This window comes from Streptomyces sp. SGAir0957, from assembly GCF_043523415.1.
Map to the genome: position 1 here is coordinate 3,686,741 of NZ_CP027293.1, position 24,409 is coordinate 3,711,149.

18 protein-coding genes are annotated in these 24,409 nt (G+C 72.2%); 3 read left to right on the top strand and 15 right to left on the bottom strand.

What is annotated here, in order from left to right; all coding sequences use genetic code 11:
* Window positions 1-102 precede the first annotated feature (102 nt).
* From C1N81_RS21420 to C1N81_RS21455, 8 genes are all read right to left on the bottom strand, one after another.
* On the bottom strand, window positions 103-1,188 hold the full coding sequence (locus C1N81_RS21420; RefSeq protein ID WP_394431473.1) for a transglycosylase family protein: 1,086 nt from the start codon (window positions 1,186-1,188) through the stop codon (window positions 103-105).
* Between the two features lie 161 nt (window positions 1,189-1,349).
* Window positions 1,350-2,597: a cytochrome P450 family protein gene (locus tag C1N81_RS21425; RefSeq protein WP_394438125.1), complete on the bottom strand. Its 1,248-nt coding sequence runs from the start codon at window positions 2,595-2,597 to the stop codon at window positions 1,350-1,352.
* Between the two features lie 136 nt (window positions 2,598-2,733).
* On the bottom strand, window positions 2,734-3,804 hold the full coding sequence (locus C1N81_RS21430; protein ID WP_394438127.1) for a nucleoside triphosphate pyrophosphohydrolase: 1,071 nt from the start codon (window positions 3,802-3,804) through the stop codon (window positions 2,734-2,736).
* A 46-nt stretch (window positions 3,805-3,850) separates the two neighbouring features.
* Complete coding sequence (locus C1N81_RS21435) at window positions 3,851-4,534, bottom strand: SurA N-terminal domain-containing protein (protein WP_394431475.1); 684 nt, start codon at window positions 4,532-4,534, stop codon at window positions 3,851-3,853.
* Between the two features lie 179 nt (window positions 4,535-4,713).
* Window positions 4,714-5,565 (bottom strand): glycoside hydrolase domain-containing protein, encoded by an 852-nt coding sequence (locus tag C1N81_RS21440; RefSeq protein WP_394431477.1) that lies wholly within the window; start codon window positions 5,563-5,565, stop codon window positions 4,714-4,716.
* 74 nt (window positions 5,566-5,639) lie between these two features.
* The gene (locus C1N81_RS21445; RefSeq protein ID WP_394438129.1) at window positions 5,640-7,136 is read right to left on the bottom strand and encodes a serine/threonine-protein kinase; all 1,497 of its coding nucleotides are present in this window, start codon (window positions 7,134-7,136) and stop codon (window positions 5,640-5,642) included.
* A 59-nt stretch (window positions 7,137-7,195) separates the two neighbouring features.
* Window positions 7,196-7,822, bottom strand: coding sequence for a hypothetical protein (locus C1N81_RS21450; RefSeq protein ID WP_394431479.1), 627 nt, complete (start codon window positions 7,820-7,822; stop codon window positions 7,196-7,198).
* 173 nt (window positions 7,823-7,995) lie between these two features.
* The gene (locus C1N81_RS21455; RefSeq protein WP_394431481.1) at window positions 7,996-10,092 is read right to left on the bottom strand and encodes an N-6 DNA methylase; all 2,097 of its coding nucleotides are present in this window, start codon (window positions 10,090-10,092) and stop codon (window positions 7,996-7,998) included.
* Between the two features lie 237 nt (window positions 10,093-10,329).
* Between C1N81_RS21455 and C1N81_RS21460 the strand changes: the two genes are divergently transcribed.
* Window positions 10,330-11,163, top strand: a complete 834-nt coding sequence (locus C1N81_RS21460; RefSeq protein ID WP_394431483.1) for a DUF4190 domain-containing protein — start codon at window positions 10,330-10,332, stop codon at window positions 11,161-11,163.
* 115 nt (window positions 11,164-11,278) lie between these two features.
* On the opposite strand, the gene C1N81_RS21465 is transcribed toward C1N81_RS21460, so the two are convergent.
* The 5 genes from C1N81_RS21465 to C1N81_RS21485 form a co-directional block, all read right to left on the bottom strand.
* Window positions 11,279-12,046, bottom strand: a complete 768-nt coding sequence (locus C1N81_RS21465) for a GNAT family N-acetyltransferase (protein WP_394431485.1) — start codon at window positions 12,044-12,046, stop codon at window positions 11,279-11,281.
* Window positions 12,047-12,050: 4 nt separating this feature from the next.
* On the bottom strand, window positions 12,051-12,749 hold the full coding sequence (locus C1N81_RS21470; RefSeq protein ID WP_394438130.1) for an HNH endonuclease family protein: 699 nt from the start codon (window positions 12,747-12,749) through the stop codon (window positions 12,051-12,053).
* A gap of 166 nt (window positions 12,750-12,915) precedes the next feature.
* Window positions 12,916-16,461, bottom strand: coding sequence for a transcription-repair coupling factor (gene mfd / locus C1N81_RS21475; RefSeq protein WP_394431487.1), 3,546 nt, complete (start codon window positions 16,459-16,461; stop codon window positions 12,916-12,918).
* A gap of 487 nt (window positions 16,462-16,948) precedes the next feature.
* Window positions 16,949-19,531 carry an ABC transporter permease gene (locus C1N81_RS21480; protein ID WP_394431489.1) on the bottom strand — a complete coding sequence of 861 codons (2,583 nt, stop codon included), beginning with the start codon at window positions 19,529-19,531 and terminating at the stop codon, window positions 16,949-16,951.
* Complete coding sequence (locus tag C1N81_RS21485; RefSeq protein ID WP_394431491.1) at window positions 19,528-20,316, bottom strand: ABC transporter ATP-binding protein; 789 nt, start codon at window positions 20,314-20,316, stop codon at window positions 19,528-19,530. The genes C1N81_RS21480 and C1N81_RS21485 overlap by 4 nt, the downstream gene beginning before the upstream one ends.
* A 377-nt stretch (window positions 20,317-20,693) precedes the next feature.
* On the opposite strand from C1N81_RS21485, the gene C1N81_RS21490 reads away from it, so the two are divergent.
* On the top strand, window positions 20,694-21,074 hold the full coding sequence (locus tag C1N81_RS21490; RefSeq protein WP_394431493.1) for a DUF485 domain-containing protein: 381 nt from the start codon (window positions 20,694-20,696) through the stop codon (window positions 21,072-21,074).
* On the top strand, window positions 21,071-22,690 hold the full coding sequence (locus C1N81_RS21495; protein WP_394431495.1) for a sodium/solute symporter: 1,620 nt from the start codon (window positions 21,071-21,073) through the stop codon (window positions 22,688-22,690). Before C1N81_RS21490 ends, C1N81_RS21495 begins: the two co-directional genes overlap by 4 nt.
* Window positions 22,691-22,693: 3 nt before the next feature.
* Here C1N81_RS21495 and def read toward each other — a convergent pair whose 3' ends face one another.
* Together def and C1N81_RS21505 are read right to left on the bottom strand one after the other, a co-directional pair.
* A complete protein-coding gene (gene def / locus C1N81_RS21500; protein ID WP_394431497.1) occupies window positions 22,694-23,293 on the bottom strand; it encodes a peptide deformylase in 600 nt (199 codons plus the stop codon).
* A 102-nt stretch (window positions 23,294-23,395) separates the two neighbouring features.
* A complete protein-coding gene (locus C1N81_RS21505; RefSeq protein ID WP_394431499.1) occupies window positions 23,396-24,289 on the bottom strand; it encodes a coiled-coil domain-containing protein in 894 nt (297 codons plus the stop codon).
* Between the last annotated feature and the right edge of the window lie 120 nt (window positions 24,290-24,409).

Below are 24,409 nucleotides of genomic sequence, written 5' to 3' on the forward strand. Positions count from 1 at the left end.
GCAGTCGATCCGCCCGATTTCAAAGACGATCAGGGTGTTTGAGACTCATGTCTCACTCTCGCAAAAGCGGACATAGGCGCCTCAACCATCCCTGAAGTCCCGCTACTTTTCATCCGATTCGAGGCCAAGATTCAGACTCTGACCAGGAAGGATGAGGTCGGGGTCGGAACCGACCGTCTTCTTGTTGAGGTCATAGAGGGCATTCCACCCTCCGTCGACGTTCTGCGCGTCCGCGATGTCCCACAGACTGTCGCCGGAACGGACCGTGTACGCGCTCTCGGAGCGGACCTCCTCGCGAGAAGCGTGACGACCCTCACCCCCACGGGACACCGTGGCGTCGTCGGCGGCGGGGGCACCCCGGTGGCGACCGGCGGAGGACGCGTCCGCGTCGTCCGCGTCGTCCGCGTCGTCGGCGGAAGTGGCGTGCGACTGGCCCGACTTACCCGAATCGCCCCCTTCGGCGGCGCCGCTCGCCTCGCCGCCCGCCGTGTTACCGGGGGTATCGGTGGTGGTCCCGGCCGACGGGGTGTCAGACGCGGCGGGGGTGCCGGGCGTGTCGGCGTCCTTGGCGGAACCGGAGCTCTTGGAGGCGCCGGAGCCGTCGCTCTCGTCCGAGTTTTGGTGACTCTTCTCTCTCCCGGAGTCCGAGGCGTCCGAGGAGTTCGAGGCGTCCGCGGAGCTTGAGGCGCTGGGCGAGCCGGAGGAGTCGGAGGAACCGGAGGAACCCGCGGAGCCGGTCTTGTCCGGCGACTGGGCGAGACCGGACGGCCGCGGCGAGACGGTCGCCCCCGGGTCGACCTCGGCCGCGTCGTCGCCCTGCGTCAGACCGGCCACGATCGAGCAGCTGGGCCACACACCGGGCCCCTTCGCCTGAAGCGCCTTCTCGGCCACGGCTATCTGCTGCGAACGGCTGGCCTCGTCGGCGGTCGGGGCGTAGTCGAGGCCCCCGTACTGCTCCCACGTCTCCTGCGACAACTGCAGCCCGCCGTAGTAGCCGTTGCCCGCGTCGAGGCTCCACTGCCCGCCGGACTCGCACTCGGCGAGCTTGTCCCAGGTGGTGGTGGAGGCGGCGCTCGCGCTGGTCGCGGCGAGCAGCGGGATCGCGAGGGCGCTGCCGGTGACACCGGCGGCGACGACCAGAGCAGGGGCCTGACGAGGGCGACGGTGACGACCGTTCCCGGTGAGCATGCGGTTGCCTTTCGCGAGACTGATGCAGCACGCGACAGGAGTGGCGGGAGTGGTGCCGGTTGTGCCTGTGTCGCGATGACTGGTGAACGTAGCGGGACTCGAACGCTTGTCACAAGTCGATGCAGCGCAGATCACGTGAAAGTCACGAAGTTGAGAACCTGTCAGCTTTTCTCCGTGAGTGTTCCGTCGCGCTCAGGCGTGAACTCCACTGGCAGCGTGCGCAGTCCGCGCATGATGAGCCCGCCGCGCCAGCGCAGTTCGGCCGGCTCCTGGGCCAGTCGCAGGTCCGGAAGGCGCGTCAGAAGGGTGCCGAGGGCGGCCTGTCCCTCCAGGCGGGCCAGGGGCGCGCCGAGGCAGTAATGGATGCCGTGGCCGTAGCCGAGATGCTGGTTGTCGCGGCGGGAGAGGTCGAGCGTGTCGGGCTCCGCGAAGCGCGCCGGGTCGCGATCCGCCGCCGCGAGGACGACGAGGACCGGGTCGCCGGTGGCGACGGCCTGCCCTCCGATGGTCAGCGGCTCGGTCGCGAACCGCCAGGTCGCCAGCTCCACAGGTCCGTCGAAGCGGAGCAGCTCCTCCACGGCGGTGGCGAGCAGGGCGGTGTCGTTCTCGGCCAGGCCGCGCTGCAGCCGCTCGCGCTGCTCAGGGTGGGTGAGCAGGGCGTACAAGCCGTTGCCGATCAAGTTGACCGTGGTCTCGAAACCTGCGAACAGCAAAATGAAGGCCATGGCCGCGGCTTCGTTCTCGGTGAGGTGCTCGCCATGGTCGGAGGCGCGGATCAGGCCGGAGATGAGGTCGTCACCGGGGTCCTGGCGCTTGCGGTGGATCAGCTCGGCGAGGTAGCCGCGCATCTTCTTCACCGACCGGGCGACGCCGCCGCGCGGCCCTCCCCCGTGCCGGATCATCATGCCCGCCCAGTCCCGGAAGTCGTCCTGGTCCTCGCGCGGGACGCCGAGCAGGTCGCAGATGGCGTAGATGGGGAGCGGGAAGGCGAAGTCGTGGATCAGGTCCGCCTCGCCCTTCGCCGCGAAGCGGTCGATGAGGCCGTCCGTCAGCTGCTGCACCCGGGGGGCGAATTCGGCCACCGTACGCGGGGTGAACGCCTTGGAGACGAGGCGGCGCAGCCGGGTGTGGTCCGGCGGGTCGATGTTGAGCAGATGCGTCATCAGGTCGGCTTTGCGCTCGCCCGGGATGCCCGTCTTGCCCTTGGCGTGCGTGGGCTCGTCGTGGTGGGCCGGATTCTTGCTGAGCCGCTGGTCGGCAAGGGCCTGCCGGGCATCCGCGTACCGCGTGACCAGCCATGCCTCGACCCCGCTCGGCAGCGTCGTCCGGTGCACGGGCGCGTGCTCGCGCAGCCAGGCGTAGGCGGGGTACGGGTCGCTGGCGAACTCCCAGGTGAAGAGTTCGGGCATGTCGGCGGGGGCGGGGCTTTCGGTCACGCTTCGACGGTATCCGGAGCGGGCGGCGGAGCCGTACCGAAGGGGCCGTCGAGGGCCGTCGGGGGCCGTCGGGGGCCATTGAGGGGCCCCCTAAGAGGGCTATAGAGGGCTATCCCTCGTCGAGGTCCCGGTCGGCGCTCTGCTCGACGTCCTGGTCGACGTCCTGGTCGACGTCCTGGTCGACGTCCTCGTCGAGGCCCTCCGCCACCCGGACCGCCGCCCGGTACGCCCTGGCCGCCGCCCGTAGCGCCGTCTCCGGGTCCGCCCCCTCCGCCTCCGCGCGCAGGGCCAGGGCGAGGAGTTCGTAGCCGATGCCCGCGCCGGTGGGGACCGGGACGTCCAGGCCCGCCGTGCGGACGCGGGAGCCCAGTTTCGCGGCCAGGGCGAGGCCCGGCTGGCCGACCGGGACGCCGTCGGTGACCGAGGCGCGGCGCTTGGCCTCGCCCTTCTTGCGGAGCCAGATCTCCCTGACCTCCTCCGGCGTGGACGCGGTCTCGTCGCCGAAGACGTGGGGGTGGCGGTGGATGAGCTTGGTGACGATGCCGCCGGCGACGTCGTCCACGGAGAACGGCTCCTCGGGGTCCTCCTCCGCGATCCGGGCGTGGAAGACGACCTGGAGGAGTACGTCGCCCAGTTCCTCCCGCAGCTCGGTGCGGTCGTTCGTCTCGATCGCCTCGACCAGCTCGTACGCCTCCTCGATCGCGTACTTCGCCAGCTCCTCGTGGGTGCGCAGGGACGACCAGGGGCACTCGCGGCGGATGCGGTCCATGACCTGGACGAGGTCGAGGAGGCGGGCGCCGGGGAGGTCGTAGGAGCCGGGGAGGAGTTCCAGGGACGGCATCCGCTCGCGGCCGGAGCCCGCCAGGGCCGCGAGGCCGTCCGTGAGGCGGCGGTCGCCCTCGGCGGTGGTGAGGACGACCACCGTGCGGTCGCCGTCGGCGCAGCGGTCGACGAGGTCACGGGCCGACAGGGGCGCCGTCGCGAGCGTGACCTCGACGCCCGCCTCCTTCAGGTACGGCAGCTGCGGGTGCGCGGCGTCGGCGCACAGCACCGCGTCGGCACCGCGCAGCACCTCCCACGCCGGCCAGGAAAGCAGCCCTGGGGCGACGCGGTGGCTGCTGGTGAGCAGGACGACGCGGCCCGCAGCGTCGCCGCCGGTCCCGCTGGTGGAGGCGTGCATCTCTCGATCGTTCACCACCCGAACGTAACCCAGGCGGCCGGGGTCCCTACGCCGTCTGCTGGGTCGACGGGGGCGCCTGGCGTGTGACCTGCTTCAGCCACGGCGTCTTCGACTCGACGAGGCGGCTGCGCGGGGAGATCTCCCAGGCGCCGTAGCGCGGGTTCAGGTCGACGTTCAGCTCCTTGGACGCCTTGCCGAGCGCCTTCCAGAACGTGGTCTGGCCCTCCTGCGTCTGCATGTCGGCGCCGAGCGCGGTCGCGAGCTTCTGCGCCTCGATCTCGGTGCGCAGGCTCTCGGTCAGCCGTTTCGGCGGCACGTTGTACTGCGCGAGCCAGCCCGTCTCCAACTGCTTTGCGCCGCCCGCCCGTTGTTCCAGGCCGGCCCGCATGTCCTGCATCTCCTTGCGGGTGACGGCGACGCCCGCGTCGGTGGCGGCGCGGTGCAGCACCCGGTCCAGGACCATGGTGTGCAGGGTGTTGCGGGTCAGGCCACCGGATTTGGCGATGGCCTGCTCGTACTCGGCGCTGTCCTTCGTGGCGGCCTGCTGGGCGTCCCGTACCTCGTTGACCCGGGTCTCGAGCTGGGCGACCGTGATGCGCTGGCCGCCGACGACAGCAGCGGCGCCGGGATGCGCCTCGCTCCCGCAGGCGGTCAGGACGGGTGCCGCGGCGATGGCGGCGGCGGACAGGACGAGCGCGGTACGGCGACGGCTGCTGGTGCGGCGGTGCAAGGTGAGCCTCCCTGCGGCGAGTTTGTGCGTCGGTGCACAAAGTCCGTGATCGATGGTAGGAGGTGGCCGCTGGCTCGGCCACCTATTCGACAACGATTCGCCGCTAGTTGAGGTACTCGGGTCCGAAAGAGTGGTCGGACGACGCGTGGTCAGCCGACGCGTGGTCGGACGACGCGCGGTCAGCCGACGATGGCCACCGGGGCGTCCCACGCGTTGCGGTCCACGGTGATCGTGTAACCGCCGCGCTTCTCCTTGCTGTTGACCATGTACTGGTGGCCGCGGCTGTGGTTCGTGTAGAGCGACTTGTCCCAGGGCCAGTCGGACGTGGTGGTGTTCACCTTGTCCCACTTCGCGTACCAGAGGTTGCCCGGCAGGTCGGTGCGGTCCTTGGCGGTCGCGATCGCGGCGGCGCTGGAGCTGCTGAACCCGTAGTAGCCCGCGCGGTACGTCTTGGCGCGCAGCACCTTGTTGAAGGAGCGCACATAGGTGAGCACGGCCTTGTTGCAGGACGCGTTCGTGATGTCGTACGGCTCCATGTCGAGGTAGAGCGCGCTGCCCGCCTTCATGCCGAGCGCGGACGCCTTGGCGACGGCGTCCTTGCCGTCGGCCGTGCCGAGCGAGGCCGCGTTGGAGGCGGTCATCTTCTCGTTCCTGGTGCCGGTCTGGCAGGGCGGCTGGGCGCCGACGTAGAGCGGGATCAGCTTCCAGCCCTGCGCGTTGACCGTCTTCACCCAGGACTTGGTCAGGTTGGGCTGGGCGCAGCCGCGGTTCTTGCCGCCGATGTAGACGGCGGCGGCGCCGTAGAAGCCGGTGCGCCAGGCCTTCATGGCGGCGGCGGACGGCGCGGTGCAGGTGTCGAAGGCGCGGCCGGTGTACGTCTTCTGCGCGGGCCACGGCGTGGCGGCCGAGGCGCTGGTCGCGGCGAACGCGGCCCCGGCGGCGACGACCGCTCCGGCGGCGCCCCAGGCCACGTAGCGGTTGCGCTTGGAGAGCCGGTGGCTGCCCGCTCTCGCGCGCTTGGTGCTGGTCATGAGATCCCCACCCCTGTGTGCTGTCGCCGCTGATCACGGCGATCGGCGGCAAGGAAAGATAACCGGTGCACCGGTCAGCCCCTGACCTGCCCCAGCCACTGGAGCGTGCGCCGCACCTCCGCCGGGAACGGATGCCCTGGCCCGTGCAGCCGCTCGGCGTCGTGCAGCAGGCGTACGAGCGTCTCGTGCGCGGCGCCCCGGTCGCCGACGGCGAGCAGGAGCTGGCCGATGCGGCGGCGTACGTCGAGGGCGAGGCGCAGGTCCGTGGTGGCGTACTGGTTCTCGTAGTACGGCAGGAGCGAGCGGTACTCGGTGAGCGCGGCCGCCGGTTCGCCGAGCGCCTCCAGGCACTGGGCCGCCTCGTAGCGGAACTGGAGGGACTGCGGGTCGGCGTGTCCGGCCTCTGCGGCGCGTTCGTCGGCGAGGCGGCGCAGCTCGGGCAGGGCGCGGCGGTACTGGCCGTCGTCCATGAGCGTGGCCGCGTACTGCTTGCGCAGGGTGCGGACGACGGGCGAGTGCTCGCCGTGCTGGGCCGCGGCGGCGGGCAGGATCGCGCCGAGGATGTCGACGGCCTGGGTGATGCGGCCTTCGCCGAGCAGGCGCTTGACCTCGTCGACGGCGCGGGCCACGTCGGGGCGCTCGCCCTGGACGTCGGAGCCCGCGGGCTGCGGCGCGGGCGTGCGGGCCCGGTCGGGCCAGGGCGCGTGCGGGCGCAGGAACGGGCGGGTCGGGTCGAGCGGGTGTCCGGTCGGCACTCCGCGCGGGGGCAGCAGCGGGAGCAGTTCCTCGTACGTCTGCTGCGCGGAGGCGGGCCGGTGCTGGGGGTCCTTGGCGAGGAGGCGCAGGACGAGGTTCTCCAGGGCTTCCGGGACCTCGGGGCGGAGCCTGCGGACCGGGACCGGCGCCTCGTACAGGTGGCGGTGGAGGATGCCGAGGGCGGTGGTGCCCGCGAAGGGGACGTCGCCGCTGAGGAGTTCGTGGAGGAGCACGCCGAGCGCGTAGAGGTCGGTGTACGGGCCGACGGCGCCGCCCATCGCCTGCTCGGGCGCCATGTAGGCGGGGGTGCCGATGGGTGACCCGGTGTGGGTGAGGCGGGTGGTGTCGGTGTCCATGACGGAGGCGACACCGAGGTCGAGGACGGTGAGGGTGCCGTCCTTCTTCACCATCACGTTGCGCGGCTTGAGGTCGCGGTGGACGATCGGCACCGCGTGCACGGCGGAGAGCACGGCGCACAGCTGGGCGGCGACCGACACGGCCCAGGGCCACGGGTACGGGTCGTGCTCGGCGAGGTGGTCGCCGAGGTCGGAACCGTCGATGTACTGCATGACGAGGTACAGGAACGAGGAGGCGTCCTCGCCCTCGGTGCCCGCGTCGTGCACGGTGACCAAGCCGGGGTGGTCGACCTGGGCGGTGACGCGGCACTCGCGCAGGAAGCGGCGCCGCAGCTCGTCGGCCTCGGCGCCCGCGACCCGGTCGGGGCGGAGCAGTTTGACGGCGACGCGGCGGTCCAGGCGCTTGTCGTACGCCGTCCAGACCTGGCCCATGCCGCCCTGGCCGATGAGCGTGGACAGCTCGTAGCGCCCGGCGATGACACGGCCGCCGCTCGCCGCGGCGGCGGGGGGCGGGAAGGTCACCGGCCGCCGTCCTCCCGCTTGCGCAGGTAGTCGCTCAGCTCGTCCAGCTCGGCGCGGACCTGGTCGATGCGGTGCGGGGGCGGGGTCCGGTGCTGCGGCGCCGGGGTCGTCGGCGCCGGCGGGACCGGGGTGGACGCCGGGCCCGGCCCGGAGACCTGGGTGGGCATGGCGTGCAGCGGCGGGGTGGGCGGCTGGGGCTGCGCGTAGGGCTGCGGCCGGGTCTGGTGCTGCGGCTGGTGCTGGGGCTGCGGTTGGTGCTGGTGCTGGTGCTGGTGCTGCGGGTAGCCGTACTGCTGCTGGGGGCCGGGAACGCCGTAGAGGGGTATTCCGACGGGGCGGCGGTTCTTGTTGGCGTGGCGGATATCGGCGACCAGGTAGTACGTGACGGAGACGGCCAGGTTGACGAGCATCAGGCCCATCCCCGCATTGCCGTACCAGGTGATGAACTCCTCGCCGCCCGGATCGCTGAAGACGGCCACCCAGCAGATGAGTTGGACGGCGGCCACGCCTATGAACACCCGCCAGTCGACCTTGCTGCGGGTGGTCAGGGCAAGGCGCAGCATCGGCACGAAACCGAGGAAGCCGACGGTGAGGACGGCGATGGCCACGAAGAGCACGCGCATGCCGGCCTGCGCTCCGGAAGAAGGGAGCCTGGGCGGAGGCGGGGGCGCATAGCCGTGGCCGTGCATGACTGCTCCTGCTGGGTGCGTGCCTGGTGGGAACCGCGTACTCCCACGAGCGTATCGGTCGTCAAGGACAACGGGCCCGGGTAGTGCTCACTCCGGTTCTCTCCGGTTCATTCCGGTTCGATCACGCCGTCCGTCAGGCCGTCGTGCAGGCCCTGCACGAGCCGCTCGCCGAGGCGGCCCGCGGAGCGCAGCGCGTCCTCGAAGGCGGCGAGGGAGGCGAACCGGGCGCCGTAGCGGGCCTGTTCGCTCAGGGGCAGGCGGGGCAGCTGGAGGCGGCGCACGTCGAGCCGGGTCGCGGTGGAGGCGTAACTGCTGGCCTGCCGGTTGTTGGCGGTCCCGCGCAGGAACCCGGCGAGGAACCAGGGGTCGAGCGCGGCCGGGTCGGGGCGCAGCAGCGCGAGGCCGCGGCCGAGGGCGGCGCCCGCGGTGGCCTCGTCGACGACGCGCGCGGTGGCGCCGCCGCCGACGACCGGCACGACGACGTCCCCCGCCGCCAGGAGGACGGGTTCGCCGTCGGCGGCGGCGCCGGTGTGGCTGCCGGAGGGGGCCGAGCCGGTGAGCACGTCGTGGTCGGTGAGGACGGGCACGCGCGCGTGGCCGTCGCCGCCGCTCAGGGTGGCGGTGGAGGCGGAGCGGAGCGTCAGCGCGCCCGCGCGCGCGAGTTCGCCGATCGTGGTCTGCGGCCAGCGCGCCGGGGACGCGGCCGGGGCGGCGTCCTTCGGGGTGAGTGCGGTGGTCAGGCGCAGGGTGTCGGCGAGCTGCTCGCGCACGGCGGACAGCTCGGCGGCGCCGCCCCCCGCGGCCTGTGGCGGGAGGCGCCGGGCGGGCGCGAGGTCGACCTCGTCGTCGAGGAGTTCGATGACGGGCACGGAGCGGGCGAGTCCGGGGCGTTCGGCGAGGGAGCCGGCGCGGTCGAAGGCGCGCCAGGCGTCGAGCACGGCGTCGCGCACGGCGGCCCAGCCCTGCTTCTCGCGCACGTCGGCCGCGGCGGCGAGGGAAGTCGTGTCGACGAGGAGCAGTTCGGGTGCGGCGAGCGGCTGCGCGGCGGGCCTGCGCAGGACCCACAGGTGCAGCGGGATGTTGTTCGGCGGGACGGCTCCGGCGGGCAGCGCGATGACCGCGCGCAGGGCGCCGCGCCGCAGCAGGTCGGCGCGGATGCGGCGGCCCGAGCGGCGGGAGGCGACGGCGGGCGGCATCAGGAGCACGGCGGTCCCGCCGTCCCTGAGGCGGGCCAACGCGTGCTGCACCCATGCCAGTTCGGATTCGGTGCGGGCCGGGAAGCCGTACTCCCAGCGCGGGTCGTAGGCGAGTTCGTCGTGGCCCCAGCCGCGCTCGTTGAACGGGGGGTGGGCGAGGACCACGTCGGCCCGTACGTCGCCGAGGGCGTCGCGGCGCAGCGTGTCGGCGGCGGCGGTGCGGATGACGGGCGCGGCCTCTCCCCCGTCCTGTCCGTCCAGGGCGAGGCGCAGCGCGGTCAGGGCCGCGAGTTCGGCGCTCGCGTCCTGGCCGTGCAGGTGCTGTCCGGGGCGGGGGTCGAGGGCGCAGACGGCGTGCAGCAGGGCGCCGGTGCCGCAGGCGGGGTCGAGCGCGGTGTCCGCGGGTCCCGCGAGGGCGGCCATCAGCTCGGCGGGGCCCGGCGGGGTCAGCGTGTACTGGCGCGGGTTGGCGTCGAGGTGGCGGCCGAGCAGGAAGGCGAAGGTGCGGCGGGCGCCGAGGTCGGCGGCGAGTTCGGCGGCGCCGCGCAGCAGGGGCACGGACGGCAGCAGGGCGGCGGGGCCCGGGGTGGGCAGGGCGCGCCGGGTGGCGTGGCCGAAGCGCGGGGTGAGGACGCCTTCGAGGGCCGGGGACAGCCGCTCGGCGAGGGCGTGGTCGTCGTCCGCCTCGGCGAGCGCGAGCCATTCGGTGGGCCGGTCGTGCACGAGCAGCAGGACGCTTCCGGCGTGCAGGAGGGCGGTGACGGGGCCTGCCGGGTGTCCGGCGAGCTGCTGCCAGACGCGTTCGCGCAGGGGGACCTCGGCGAGCTTGCCCTGGGCGCGCAGCCAGTCCTCGACCTCGGTGAGCGCGAAGGAGGGGCTGGTCTCGGTGCCGCCGACGGGTTTGGGGAAGTCGGCGTGGCGCCGCCGCCAGTTGCTGACGGCGGCCCGGCCCACGCCCGCGAGCCGGGCGATTCCCGCGGCCGTCACCTCTGTCGCGTTGTCCTGCACCGCGTCGGCTCCCCTCGTGGCGGTCGGTGCGCACGCCCGGCACGTGTGTGCCGGACGGCGGGTGTGCACAGCCGACCATACCGACTCCCGTGTAAGAGCCCCGTTCACACGTGTAGGGACGTGAATACCGTGTACGCGGTTGACTCGGTTCACAGGCTGTAGTGTTCTTGACCCAGCCAACCGCCGGACACACGGAAAGCCGGGGGGAGGTTGGCGTCTCTCATCACGGAGGAACCCATGTCCCAGACCCAGCAGCACCCGCAGTACCCGCCGTTCCAGCCGCCGCAGCAGCAGCCGCGGGTCGCGCGGAACGGGCTGGGCACGGCGGCGCTGATCCTCGGCGTCATCGGCGCGCTGTCGGGGATCGTCCCGATCCTGTTCTGGCTGGCCGGCATCCTCGGCGTGATCGCCCTGATCCTGGGTCTGACGGGCCGGGGCCGGGCCAAGCGCGGCGAGGCGACGAACAAGGGCGTGGCGCTGACCGGCGTGATCCTCGCGCTGGTCTCGCTCGGCCTCGCGGTCTTCGGCGCGGTCACGACGTTCAAGGCGGTCGACGACGCGGTCGACGAGATCAACAAGTCGGTCCAGGACACGAAGGCCAAGGACACGAAGGCGTCCGGCGACGCCAAGGACAAGGCGGACTCCGGCGCCGCGTCGGACGAGAAGAAGCCGGACCCCGAAAAGGCCCTCGAAGCGGGCGACTCGGTCATCTACGACGACGATCTGACGGTGACGGTGTCGAACCCGGTGGCCTACAACCCGAGCGAGTTCGCGGCGGGCCACACCGCGGGCAACCACGCCTACAAGGTGACCGTGACGGTCCAGAACGACAGCAAGGCGAAGTTCGACTCGGCCCTGCTCAGCACCAGCGCGCGGGCCGGCAAGGACGGCGTCGACGCCGAGCAGGTCTTCGACGAGAAGGTCGGCACCGGCTTCGAGGGCACGATCCTGCCCGGCAAGAAGGCCACGGTCGTCTACGCCTTCGACGCCCCGGCCGCCGCGAAGAACCTGACGGTCGAGGTCACGCCGAGCTTCGAGTACAACGCCACGCAGTGGGACCTGAAGCTGTAGGACCCCGTCCCCCGGGAGGGGCCGGTCGCCCGAGGGGGGAGATGACCGGCCCTACGAAATGCGGCACGCGCTGTTCACAGCGCGTGCCGCACCCCTGCGTTCACACACGTCCGCTCTACAGCGCGTGCCGCAGCCACACGTTCGGCTCCACGTACGAGGCGTGGTCGTGGGCCGGCTCGCACCGCACCGGCACCAGGGCGCCCGGCACCTCCACGTCACCCGCCGCGTCGAAGGGCAGCCCGGTCCACGCGCGCCACTGCGCGAGCGATCCGGAGACGGCCATCGAGGCGGGCGCGACCTTGTCGATGACGGCGCCCGCGCGGACGTGCACCCGCAGCCACGGATCGGTCGGCAGCCCGTCCGACGCGCGCACCCGGTACGCGTACGCGCTCATCGGCACGGCCGGCTCCAGGTGCTTGGCGCTGGGCCGCACGGGGGCGACGACCTCGCGGAAACCCCGCCCGCGCGCGTTGTCCCGCATGGCGGCGAGCATCAGCCCGGACAGCCCCTCGCCCTGCCTCGCGGGCGCGACCGTGATCTCGATGGCGCTGACCGTGTCCGGCTCCCGGCCGCTCGCCAGGTCGGCGAACGCCCATTGCAACACCTGGTCCCAGCCCCGGTCCGGCAACTCACCGCGCCCTTCGGCGTGCAGCGCGAAGGGCACGCTGAAGCCCCGGGCGACGACCTCCCCGTCGGCGTCGGTCGCGACGAGCACGTACTCCGGGAGCTCGTCGCGGATGCGGGGCATGAGCAGCACGGCGACCGGGCCCTGGACGGCGAAGAGGGGCCAGGTGTCCGGCATCTGCCACAGCGCGGCGGCCAGTTCGGGCCGCTCGGCGAGCGTGGTGACGCTCGGAGCGGGATCAGGGGCGCGCGGGTTCATGCCCTCATCGTGCATGGAAGCGGGACGGCGCCGCAGTCGGATTTCCGCCCGTCGGCAGCTTCTGCTCGGGGCACGTGCCGAGCACCTTCTTCATGGCGGCGCGTTCGGCGGCGGTCACCCAGACCCCGTACTTCTTCTTCACCGCGACCTGCCCGGCGACGTAGGTGCACCGGAAGCCCTTGTTCGGCGGCAGCCAGGTCGCCGTGTCACCGTCGCCCTTGCTGCGGTTGGGGGTCGCGTCGACGGCGAGGAGGTTCAGCGGGTCGTTGGCGAACGCGATGCGCTTGCTCGGCTCCCACTGGAAGGCGCCCTTCTGCCAGGCGTCGGAGAGGGCCACGAGGTGGTCGATGTCGACCTTGCTGCGCCCGCGCGTGAAGGTGATGTCCTTGCCGCCGTACGGGTCGGGGTCGAGCCGCCCGGCGACGACCTTGCACTTCCCGTCCCCATCCTTGGCGTAGTGGACGTCGTCCAGGTCGCGCTTGAGGATGTCGTCGCGGGTGCCGCAGCCGTTGGAGTCGGTGTCGGCCCACGCGGTGCCGAACCGTTCCCGCGCATAACCGGTCTTGGGCGCGCGTCCCTTGACCGTGAGCTGGTCGACGGCGGCGAGCGCGCTGCCCGCCTTGCCCTTGCCCTGCGGCTCGGGCCCGGCCCCGCCGGCCCCCTCCACCTCGGCCTTGCATCCGGTGACGGCCACGGCGGCCATCAGCACGGCGGCCGCCCCCCGCCCAGCGCCTCGCAGCACGGCACTACCTCCCCTTTTGTTCGTGTACGGCCCGCTCACCGTACCCGAGCAAGATCACACACAGCGCCGGGCCCGGTCCACGGGTCGCTTACCCCCGATGGACCGGGCGACGCCGGATGCCGGGGAGCTACGACCCGAGGATCGACGTGAGGAACTCGCCCGCCCAGGCGAGGAGTTCACGGCCCATCAGCGGCTTGCCGCCCACCTTCGCCGTCTTCGGACGCGGTACGAGGACCTGGTGCGTGGCCGCCTTGATGACCGTGCCGGGGTAGAGCCGCTTGAGGCGCAGCTCCTGCGACTCCCGGAGCTCCACCGGCGCGAAGCGGACGTTGTTGCCCTGGAGGACGATCTCGCCGACGCCGCACGCGCGCGCGAGCATCCGCAGGCCCGCGACGAGGAGCAGGTTCTCGACCGGCTCGGGCAGCTTGCCGTAGCGGTCGGTCAGCTCCTCGCGGACCGCCTTGACGTCCTCCTCCGTGGTGGCGGAGGCGATGGAGCGGTAGGCCTGGAGGCGCAGCCGCTCGCCGGGCGCGTAGTCGTGCGGGACGTGCGCGTCGACCGGCAGCTCGATCTTGACCTCAAGGGGCGGCTCCTCCTCGACGCCGCCCTCGATCGAGGCGCGGTAGTCGGCCACGGCCTCGCCGACCATCCGCACGTACAGGTCGAAGCCGACACCCGCGATGTGCCCGGACTGCTCGCCGCCGAGGAGGTTTCCCGCTCCCCGGATCTCCAGGTCCTTCATGGCCACGTACATGCCCGCGCCCATCTCGGTGTGCTGGGCGATGGTCGCGAGCCGCTCGTGCGCGGTCTCGGTCAGCGGCTTCTCCGGCGGGTACAGGAAGTAGGCGTAGCCGCGCTCGCGGCCACGGCCGACGCGCCCGCGCAGCTGGTGGAGTTGGGAGAGGCCGAAGTTGTCGCCGCGCTCGACGATGAGGGTGTTGGCGTTGGAGATGTCGATGCCGGACTCGACGATCGTCGTGGAGACGAGCACGTCGTACCGCTTCTCCCAGAAGTCCACCACGACCTGTTCGAGGGCCTGCTCGGACATCTGGCCGTGGGCCGTGGCGATGCGGGCCTCGGGGACGATGGCGCGCAGCCGGGCCGCCGCGCGGTCGATGGACTCGACGCGGTTGTGGATGTAGAAGACCTGGCCTTCGCGCAGCAGCTCGCGGCGGACGGCCGCGCCGATCTGCTTCTCCTCGTACGGGCCGACGAAGGTGAGGACCGGGTGGCGCTCCTCGGGCGGCGTGGTGATCGTCGACATCTCGCGGATGCCGGTGACCGCCATTTCGAGCGTACGGGGGATGGGGGTCGCCGACATCGTCAGCACGTCGACGTTGGCGCGGAGCTTCTTCAGCTGCTCCTTGTGCTCGACGCCGAACCGCTGCTCCTCGTCGACGATGACCAGGCCCAGGTCCTTGAACTTGGTCTCGGAGGAGAACAGGCGGTGCGTGCCGATGACGATGTCGACCGAGCCGTCCCGCAGCCCTTCGAGCGTCGCCTTCGACTCGGTCTCGGTCTGGAAGCGGCTGAGCGCCTTCACACTGACCGGGAACTGGGCGTAGCGCTCGGAGAACGTGCCGAAGTGCTGCTGCACGAGGAGCGTCGTCGGCACGAGGACCGCGACCTGCTTGCCGTCCTGGACCGCCTTGAACGCGGCGCGCACCGCGATCTCCGTCTTGCCGTAACCCACATCGCCGCAGATCAGGCGGTCCATCGGGACCGTCTTCTCCATGTCCTCCTTGACCTCGGCGATCGTGGTCAGCTGGTCGGGCGTCTCGATGTACGGGAACGCGTCCTCCAGCTCGCGCTGCCAGGGCGTGTCCGCGCCGAAGGCGTGCCCCGGGGCGGCCATGCGGGCGCTGTAGAGCTTGATCAGGTCGGCGGCGATCTCCTTGACGGCCTTCTTGGCGCGCGCCTTGGTCTTGGTCCAGTCGGCGCCGCCGAGCCGGTGCAGCGTCGGGGCCTCGCCGCCCACGTACTTGGTGATCTGCTCCAGCTGGTCGGTGGGGATGTAGAGGCGGTCGCCGGGCTGGCCGCGCTTGGCGGGCGCGTACTCGACCACGAGGTACTCCCGGGTCGCGCCCTGCACCGTGCGCTGCACCATCTCGATGTAGCGGCCGACGCCGTGCTGCTCGTGCACGATGTAGTCGCCGGATTCGAGGGTGAGCGGGTCGATGGTCTTGCGGCGCCGGGCGGGCATCCGCTGGCCGTCCTTGCCGGCCGCCTTCTGGCCGGTCAGGTCGGTCTCGGTGAGGACGGCGAGCTTCAGTTCGGGGTGGACGAAGCCGACGTCGATGCAGCCGCAGGAGACCTGCACGACGGACGGGGCGAGGGTGTCCAGCTCCTTGTCGAGGCGGGCCGCGATGCCCTCGCCGCCGAGCACCTCGACCGTACGGGCGGCGGGGCCGTGCCCCTCGGTGACGTAGACGGTGCGCCAGCCGTCGGCCAGCCAGCCCTTGGTGTCGGCCAGCGCCTTCGCGGTGTCGCCGCGGTAGGTGTCGGGGGCGTGCATGCCGAGGCGGAGGGTGTCCCCGTCCCCGTCGAGGGAGGCGTCGGGGTCGTCGGCCGCGAAGGGGGAGACCGACCACCACATCATGCCCAGCTCACGGGCGCGGTCCCGGACGTCCGCGATGCCCCACAGCGAGGCGGCGCCCACGTCGATCGGGGCCTCGCCGCCGGTCGCCGACGCCGCCCAGGACGCCTGGAGGAACTCCTGCGAGGTGGCGACGAGGTCGGCGGCGCGGGTGCGCACCCGCTCGGGGTCGCAGACCAGGGCCATCGCGCCCTTGGGGAGGACGTCGAGGAGCAGCTCCATGTCGTCGACGAGGACGGGCGCGAGTGACTCCATGCCCTCGACGGCGATGCCCTCGGCGATCTTCCCGAGCAGTTCGCCCAGCTCGGGGTGGCGTTCGGCGAGGTCGGCGGCGCGCGCCCGTACGTCGTCGGTGAGCAGCAGCTCGCGGCACGGCGGCGCCCACAGCCCGTGCTCGGCGATCTCCAGGGAGCGCTGGTCGGCGACCTTGAAGTACCGGATCTCCTCGACGTCGTCGCCCCAGAACTCCACGCGCAGCGGGTGTTCCTCGGTCGGCGGGAAGACGTCGAGGATGCCGCCGCGCACCGCGAACTCGCCGCGCTTCTCGACGAGTTCCACGCGCGCGTACGCCGCCGCCGCGAGGGCCTCGACGATCTCGCCCAGATCGGCGCTCTGCCCGCTGCGCAGGGCGACGGGTTCCAGGTCGCCGAGCCCCTTGACCTGCGGCTGCAGCACGGAACGTACGGGGGCCACGACGACGGAGACCGGCCCCGTCTCCGGGTCGTCGTCCCTCGGGTGCGCGAGGCGGCGCAGCACGGCGAGGCGGCGGCCCACCGTGTCCGAGCGCGGGGAGAGGCGCTCGTGCGGCAGCGTCTCCCAGGACGGGAACTCCACGACCTCGTCCTCGGGCAGGAGCGAGCGCAGCGCGGCCGCCAGGTCCTCGGCCTCGCGGCCGGTGGCGGTGACGGCCAGGACGGTGCGCTTCGCCTCCCGGGCGAGGGCGGCCACGGTGAAGGGCCGGGACGCGGGCGGGCCCACGAGGTCGATGTGCATCCGGTTGCCGTCGCCGGCGGCCTTCACCGCTTCGGTGAGGGCCGCGTCCTTGACGACGGCGTCGAGCAGTCCGTACAGGCTCATGGGTGGGACTTGGCCTTTCCCGTCCGGGGGTGGGCAACGCAAGAGGCCCGACACGTCGAACGGGCCGGGGGTTCCAGGGTACGTCTCCGGGGTGCCGGTCGCCCGGGCTGCCCTTGAGCGGGGGCGGGGGCTGGGCCCCGCCTGGCCCTGGCCGGGCCGGTGGGGGCGTCACCGTAATGGGTGACGGGGCGCCGGTGGCGGTGCTTGTCGGGAGGCGGCCGGGCCGGTCCTGTCCTGTCCTGTCGGTGGTCACGTGCGACGCCGTCGTGGCTGGTCGCGCAGTTCCCCGCGCCCCTGAAGCATGCGGCTCCGCCGCAGCTCCAGCGACGATGCGCACCCCCGCGGACCCCTGAGAGGGCGCACGCAGTGGGCACTCCAGGGGCGCGGGGAACGGCGCGACCGGCGACCCACCACCCGCGGTCGGCAGCGCAGGCAAAGAAGACCCCGGGGCCACCCAGCCCCGGGGTCTTCCGCTCGACCGGCGGAGCTAATCCGTCGCGATGGCGTTCAAGACATTCATCCGCCCCGCCCTGAACGCCGGCACCAGCGCCGCGAACAGGCCCACGAAGGCCGAGCCGATGAAGACCGCGATGATCGTCGGCCAGGGGATCTCCAGGACGCCGAGGCCCTCCAGGGCGAGGAGCTTCTGGGCGGTGGCGCCCCAGCCCATGCCCAGGCCGAGGCCGAGCAGCGCGCCGAAGAGGGCGATGACGACCGACTCCAGGCGGATCATGCGGCGCAGCTGGCGGCGGGAGAGGCCGATGGCGCGCATGAGGCCGATCTCGCGGGTCCGCTCGACGACCGAGAGGGCGAGCGTGTTCACGACGCCGAGGACCGCGACGATGATCGCCAGGGCGAGCAGACCGTAGATCATGTTCAGGAGCTGGCCGATCTGGTCCTTGAGGGACTCCTTGTAGTCGGTCTGGTCCTTGACCTTGACGGTCGGGTCGGCGGCGACGGACTTCTTGAGCGCCGCGTACGCCTGCTCGGCCTTGCCGTCGGCGGCCTTGGCGAACATCATCCCGTTGAGCGGCACCCGGTCCGCCGGCAGGTACGTCGTGGCGGTGGCGATGTTGATGTACATCGCGCCCTTGTCGAAGACGGTGTCGTCGGAGGTGATCGCGGCGACCTTGAGCTTCGTGGTGCGGCCGTGCTCGAAGGCGACGGTCAGGGCGTCGCCCACCTTGACGCCGTTCTTCTTGGCGAAGTCGGAGCCGACGGACATGGAGTTCGCGTCGTAGGCCGCCTTCAGCGTCCCGGAGGTCGCTTCGCGGCGCAGGTCCTGCGCGTAGGACGGGCTGGCCGCGACCAGCTCCTCCTTCTCCTTCTTGCCGGACGGGGTGGTGAGCGTCGTCTTGACGTACTTGACCTCGGTGACGTGGGAGACGTCCCCGGACGCGGCGACCTTCTTCAGGGCGGCGGCGGCCTGCGGCGTGATGGTGCCGTTGCTGGGTTCGACGATGAAGTCCGCGCCGACCGACTTGTCGAGCTGGTCGGTGGCGGAGGCGACCATCGAGGAGCCGACGACCGAGAGGCAGGCGACGAGCGCGAGCCCGATCATCAGGGCGGCGCCGGTGGCCCCGGTGCGGCGCGGGTTGCGCAGCGCGTTGCGCTCGGCCATCCGTCCGACGGGCCCGAAGAAGCGGAGCAGAACCGCGCTGATGACGCGGACGACCAGACCCGCCAGGAGCGGTCCGACGACGACGAAGCCGATGAGCGAGGCGACGATGCCGAGGCCGAGCCAAAGGGAGCCCTGGCTCGCCTTGTCGGCCTGCGTCGCCAGGTAGAGGGCGAACCCGCCGCCCGCGGTGAGGACGAGGCCGAGAACGGCGCGGACGGCACCGGCCTTGACGTCGGCCGGGGTGCCCGCGTCGCGCAGGGCGGCCATCGGGGAGACCTTCCCGGCCCGGCGTGCGGGCAGGTAGGCGGCGAGGACGGTGACGACGATGCCGAGGAGGAGGCCGATCGCCGGGGTCGTCCATTTGACGGTGAGGTCGTCGGTGGACAGGTCCATGCCCGCGGCCGACATCAACTTCATCAGGCCGATGGCCAGGCCCACACCCGCGCCGACGCCGACCACGGAGCCGACGACGCCGAGCAGCAGGGCTTCGACCAGGACCGATCGGTTGACCTGCTTGCGGGAGGAACCGATGGCCCGCATGAGGCCGATCTCCCGGGTCCGCTGCGCGACGAGCATCGAGAACGTGTTGATGATCAGGAAGATGCCGACGAGGAAGGCGATCCCGGCGAAGCCGAGCAGCGCGTACTTGATGACGTCCATGAAGGAGGAGACGTCGGCGGCGTTGGCGTCCGCGGCCTCCTTCTGCGTCTGGATCTTGTACGGCCCTTCGAGCGCCGCGGCGACGTTCGCCTTGAGCCGGGTGTTGCTGACGCCGGGTTCGGCGACGAGGTTGATCGCGGTGAACCGGCCGGTGGCGCCGACGAGTTCGCGCTGGGAGGTGGCGGTGTCGAAGTAGACGATGGTCGCGCCGGGGTTGGTGACCTTGAAGGCGGCGATACCGACGATCTTCGCCTTGATGTCGCCGGTGGCGGTGATGGTGCGCAGCTCGTCGCCGAGCTTCAGGTGGTGCTTGTCCGCCGCGTCTGAGTCGATCATGGTCTCGGTCGGGCCGCGCGGGGCGTGCCCGGAGGTGATCTCCATGGAGCGGAGGTCGTTCCTGGTCCAGTTGCCCGCGATGGTGGGCGCGCCGGTCTCGGAGCCCAGGTTCTTGTTGTGGGAGTCGACGACCGTCACGCTCATCGAACTGATCGCGCCCTCGGCCGACTTCACCCCGTCGATCTTGCTGACGGCGGCTATCGCGGAGGCGGGCAGCGACTCGGGGCGGCCGGTCGCGGTCCCCTCGGTCCCGGCGTCCTTCGGGCTGACCGTGACGTCGGCCGCGGTTGCGGTGAATATCTTGTCGAACGTCTTGTCCATCGTGTCCGTGAACACGAGCGTCCCGCAGACGAACGCCACCGACAGGAGCACGGCGACGGCGGACAGGGCCATGCGGCCCTTGTGCGCGACGAAGTTGCGCAGCGAGGTCTTCAGCACGGTGTTGGCGCTCATGACGTGCGCCCCCGGGCGTCGAAGTCCTTCATCCGGTCCAGGACCGCCTCGGCCGTCGGGCGGTGCATCTCGTCGACGATGCGGCCGTCGGCCAGGTAGAGGACGCGGTCGGCGTAGGAGGCGGCGACGGGGTCGTGGGTGACCATGACGATGGTCTGGCCCAGCTCGTCCACGGAGCGGCGCAGGAAGCCGAGCACCTCGGATCCGGCCCGGGAGTCCAGGTTGCCGGTGGGCTCGTCGCCGAAGATGATCTCGGGCTGGGCGGCGAGCGCGCGGGCCACGGCGACGCGCTGCTGCTGCCCGCCGGAGAGCTGGGTCGGCCGGTGCTTGAGCCGCCCGGCGAGGCCGACGGTCTCCACGACGCGGTCGAGCCACTGCCGGTCCGGCTTGCGGCCCGCGATATCCATGGGGAGGGTGATGTTCTCCAGGGCGTTCAGGGTGGGCAGCAGGTTGAACGCCTGGAAGATGAAGCCGATCCGGTCACGGCGCAGCTGCGTGAGCCGCTTGTCCTTGAGGCCGGTGATCTCGGTGTCGTCGAGGTAGATCTGGCCCGAGGTCACGGTGTCGAGCCCGGCCAGGCAGTGCATGAGCGTCGACTTGCCGGAGCCCGACGGGCCCATGATCGCGGTGAACTGCCCGCGGGCGATGTCCACGTCGACGTGGTCGAGCGCGACGACCCGGGTCTCCCCCGCCCCGTACGCCTTCACGACCTGCCGCGCCCGTGCGGCAACGGCCGTACGCTCTCCAGTGCCCCCGGTCCTGGGAATGGTCACAGCCGATGCCACGGTGTTCTCCTATGTCGGTGTCGCGAACCCGCAGTGCTCTGCGGTACGCCCAAGTCTGGTGACGCGGGGCCCCGGGCGCGCTGGTGGAAGGCACCGTGTTTCCCGGGGGAAAACCCCACCCCCCGACGGTAGGAAGAACCCCCCGCCCCCCTCGTCCTCCGGGGGGACGAACGACCCCCGGTCCGTTGTACGGAGGGACCCCTAGGGGAGCTGCGCCCTTCGGCGGACCCGGTCTCAGGGTCGCCTCCACCCACCGCCTCCACCGGCCTCCGCGAACCGTTCCGACCGAACGGTTTGCGCGACCCCTCCCCAACCCCGTTACGCACGAGTAGCGTTCCGCCTCCCCCGCACGGCTCCGGCCACGCAAGGAGAACGGGATGCCGCACCCCTCCCATGCCCACCGCACCCCGGCCCACCGTCTGCCGCGCCACCCGGACCTGCCCCCGCCGGGCGGTCCCAGCCACGACCTGGTGCTGCTGCGCATCGCCTACCGGTGGCAGCGCCGCGTCGCCACGCTCACCGCGCTCGGCTACTTCACCCTGTTCCTGCTGCTCTCCGCGTTCGCCCCGGCCCTGATGAACCGCGCCGTCACCGGTGGCCTCTCCACGGGCCTGCTGATCGGCCTGTGCCAACTGCCCGTCGTCTGCGTGGCGTTGTTCCTGTACGAGTACACGGCCAGGCGGCGCGTGGACCCGCTCGCCCACCGGCTGCGACGGCGGGGCAGGCGCGGGCAGGGCACGGAAGGCGCGGCGCGATGAACGGGTCCTCGGCGGAGTCCATGGCCCTCGTGGCGTTCACGGCCGTCGCCACGGTCACCCTCCTGCTCTGCATCGTGACGGGGCCCGACCGGGACAACCTGGAGGAGTTCTACACGGGCTTCGGCCGCCTCACCCCGATGAGCAACGGGCTGGCCGTGGCCGGCGACTACATCTCCGCGGCGACCGTCCTCGGCACGGGCGGCATCATCGCCCTGACGGGGTACGACGGGGTCGTCCTCGCCCTCAGTACGGGGCTCAGCCTGATGCTCCTGATGTTCCTGCTGGCCGAACCGCTGCGCAACGCGGGCCGCTTCACCATGGGCGACGCGCTGGCCCGCCGGATGCCGGGCCGCGCGGTGCGGATCGCCGCCTGCGCCACGACCCTGACCGCACTCCTCCCGCTGATGCTGGTCCAACTGGCGGGCACGGGCGACCTGTTGGCGTTCCTCCTCGGCTTCACCAGCCAGGGGTTCAAGACCGCCTGCGTCGTCGCCCTCGGCGCGCTGATGATCAGCTACGCGGCGATCGGCGGCATGAAGGGCACGGCCGTCATCCAGATCGTGAAGATGGTGGTGCTGCTCGGCTCGGGCACGGTCGTCGCGGGCCTGATCCTGCACCGGTTCGACTGGAACCCCGGCACGCTCCTCGCGGAGGCGGCGCACCGGAGCGACGTGGGCCGCGCCTACCTCATGCCGGGCCTGGAGTTCGCGGACGGCCCCCTCCCCCGTACGGACATGATCAGCTCCCAGCTGACGGTGGTGCTCGGCGCGGCCTGCCTGCCGCACGTCACGATGCGCATGTACACGGCCCGGCACGCGCGCGAGGTACGGCGCTCCATGACGTGGGCGGTGTCGTCCGTGGGCGTCTTCGCGCTGATCATCTCCGTCGTGGGGATCGGCGCGACGGCGCTGCTCGGCCGCTCGACCGTCATGGCCGCGCATCCGCAGGGCAACACGGCGTACCTGCTCGGCGCGCGCGCCGCGTTCGGCCCGTCGATGTCCACGACCGAGGCGCTGCTGTTCACGACGGTCACCACGGCCCTGTTCCTGACGCTGCTCGCGTCGGTGGCGGGCATGATCCTGGCCTGCGCGAACTCCCTCGCCCACGACGTCTTCGCGTACGGCAGACGGCAGTTGAGCGAGCGGGCCGAGCTGCGGATGGTGCGGATCGCGGCGCTCGCGGTCGGCGGGCCCGCGATCCTCCTGGCCACCCTCGTCCAGCACCGCAATCTGCAGCCCCTGGTCACGCTCTCCTTCTGCCTGGGCGCCTCCGCGCTCGCCCCCGCCCTCGTCTACAGCCTCTTCTGGCGGCGCTTCACGCGCGCGGGCCTGATGTGGACGCTGCTCGGTTCGACGGTGGCCTGCCTCGCCCTGATGAGCGGCACCAATCTGGTCTCGGGCTCTCCCGGCTCGGCGTTCCCCGACCGGGACTTCAACTGGTTCCCGTTCACGACGACGGGGCTCGTCTCCGTCCCCCTCGGCTTCCTGCTCGGCTGGCTGGGCACGGTGCTGACCCCGGCGCGCAGCGCGGCCGAGCAGCGGCGGCAGTACGAGGCCGTCGAGGAGTGGATCCTTGCCGGAGCCGTACGGCAGCCGGACTCCGGGGCGGGGCGGTAGCCGTCACTTGCCGAGGCGTTCGGCGACGGCCGCCCGGCGCGCGAGGACCCCGTCCCGCAGCTCCGCCATCTCGCGCAGCGCCTCGCGGCGGTCCCGCTTGCCGAGCCGGTCGATGTAGAGGCGGCCGTGCAGATGGTCCGTCTCGTGCTGGAGGCAGCGGGCGAAGTAGCCGCGGCCCTCGACGACCAGCTCCCTGCCGTCCTTGTCCCGGCCCCGGACGACGGCGTGGTCGGCGCGCGCCAGCGGCCGGTAGGGGCCGGGGACCGACAGGCAGCCCTCCATCTCCTCGACGAGCCGGCGCGTGGCGAGCGGTTCCTCGTCCAGGACGGGGTTGGCGATGTGGCCGACGTGGCGCACGCCCCAGTCGTCCTCGATGTCCCACACGAAGAGTTGCAGGTCCACGTCGACCTGGTTCGCGGCCAGACCCGCGCCGTGCGCGACGTGGTTCGTGGCGAACATGTCGTCGATCAGACGCGTCAGCTCCGGCGTGCCGAACGCGGCGTCCGTGACCGGTTCGCAGCGGCGGTGCAGCACCTCCTCGCCGACCACCGTGATGCGCCGAACGGCGCCCCGCTCGACCTCCGGCAGCATCCTGTCCGCCATCGCCCGTCAACTCCTCGTACCCGTACGCCACTTGCCCGATGACTTTGCAAAGTAGCACTGTCCGCAAAGAGGACCGCCCCCGCCGGGCGCCGGGAAGCGCGGCTACTCCGCCACCGCCCGCCCCGTCAGCGTCGCCAGCGAGCTGCGGACATGGTCCATGTGGGCCCGCATCTCCTCCTTGGCCTCGTCGTGCTCGCGCAGCATCCGCTCGGTCTCCCGGGCGACGGCCTCCGCGCGGGCCCGCGCCTGCGCGAGGATCTCCCCGGCGGCGGCCTCCGCGTCCTCCTGCCGGTGCCGGGCGGCCTCGCCCGCCTCCGCGTACGCCCGCTTCGCCCCGGCGAGCCGCTCCTCGGCCTCGGTGACGGCGAGCGCCTCCCGGGCGTCCGCCGCGGCCACCCACTCCGCCGCCTCGCGCTCGAACGCCTCGGCCGTCTCGGCGTGCTCCTCGGCCTGCTCGGCGAGCGCCGCCTCACCCCGGCGCCGTGTCTCCCGCAGCATGGCCAGGGACTCGGTGCGCGCCTCCTTCACGTCGCGGCGGGCGGCGATCCGGATCTCGTCGGCGTGCGCCCGTGTCTCCCGCTCGCGGCGCACCGCCCACTCCTCGGCCTTGCCGCGCACCTCGTCGGCGTGGGCGCGGGCGGCGTCGCGCGTCTCGCGCCCCGCGTCGGCGGCGGCCTCGGCTACCGCGTTCGCCTGGTGATGCGCCTCCTGCCGGACGGCGACGGCCTCCTCCTCGGCCAGCTCCAGGAGGTACTGCGCGCGCTTGCCGAGAGTCTCGTAGGTCTGCGGCGCGAGGTGCGCGACGACCTCGCGCAGCCGTTCGGCCTCCGCCTCCATCTCCTTGGCGAGGACGGTCAGCCGCGCGGCGCGTTCCCACGCGTCGTCCCGGGCCCCGGACAGCTCGGCGGCGACGGCCTCCACCCGCTCGGGGCGGTACCCACGGCCCCGTACGACGACGAATCCGTACGGCGACGACGACGCTCCTGCACCGCTCATCTCGATCCCTTCTGCGCGATCCCCGCGAAACACGCGATCGGCGCACATCCTGATGGATCGGGCGTTGGCGCCGATACCACGACACACGACGCGCACACGTCACAGGTGACACATCTACCC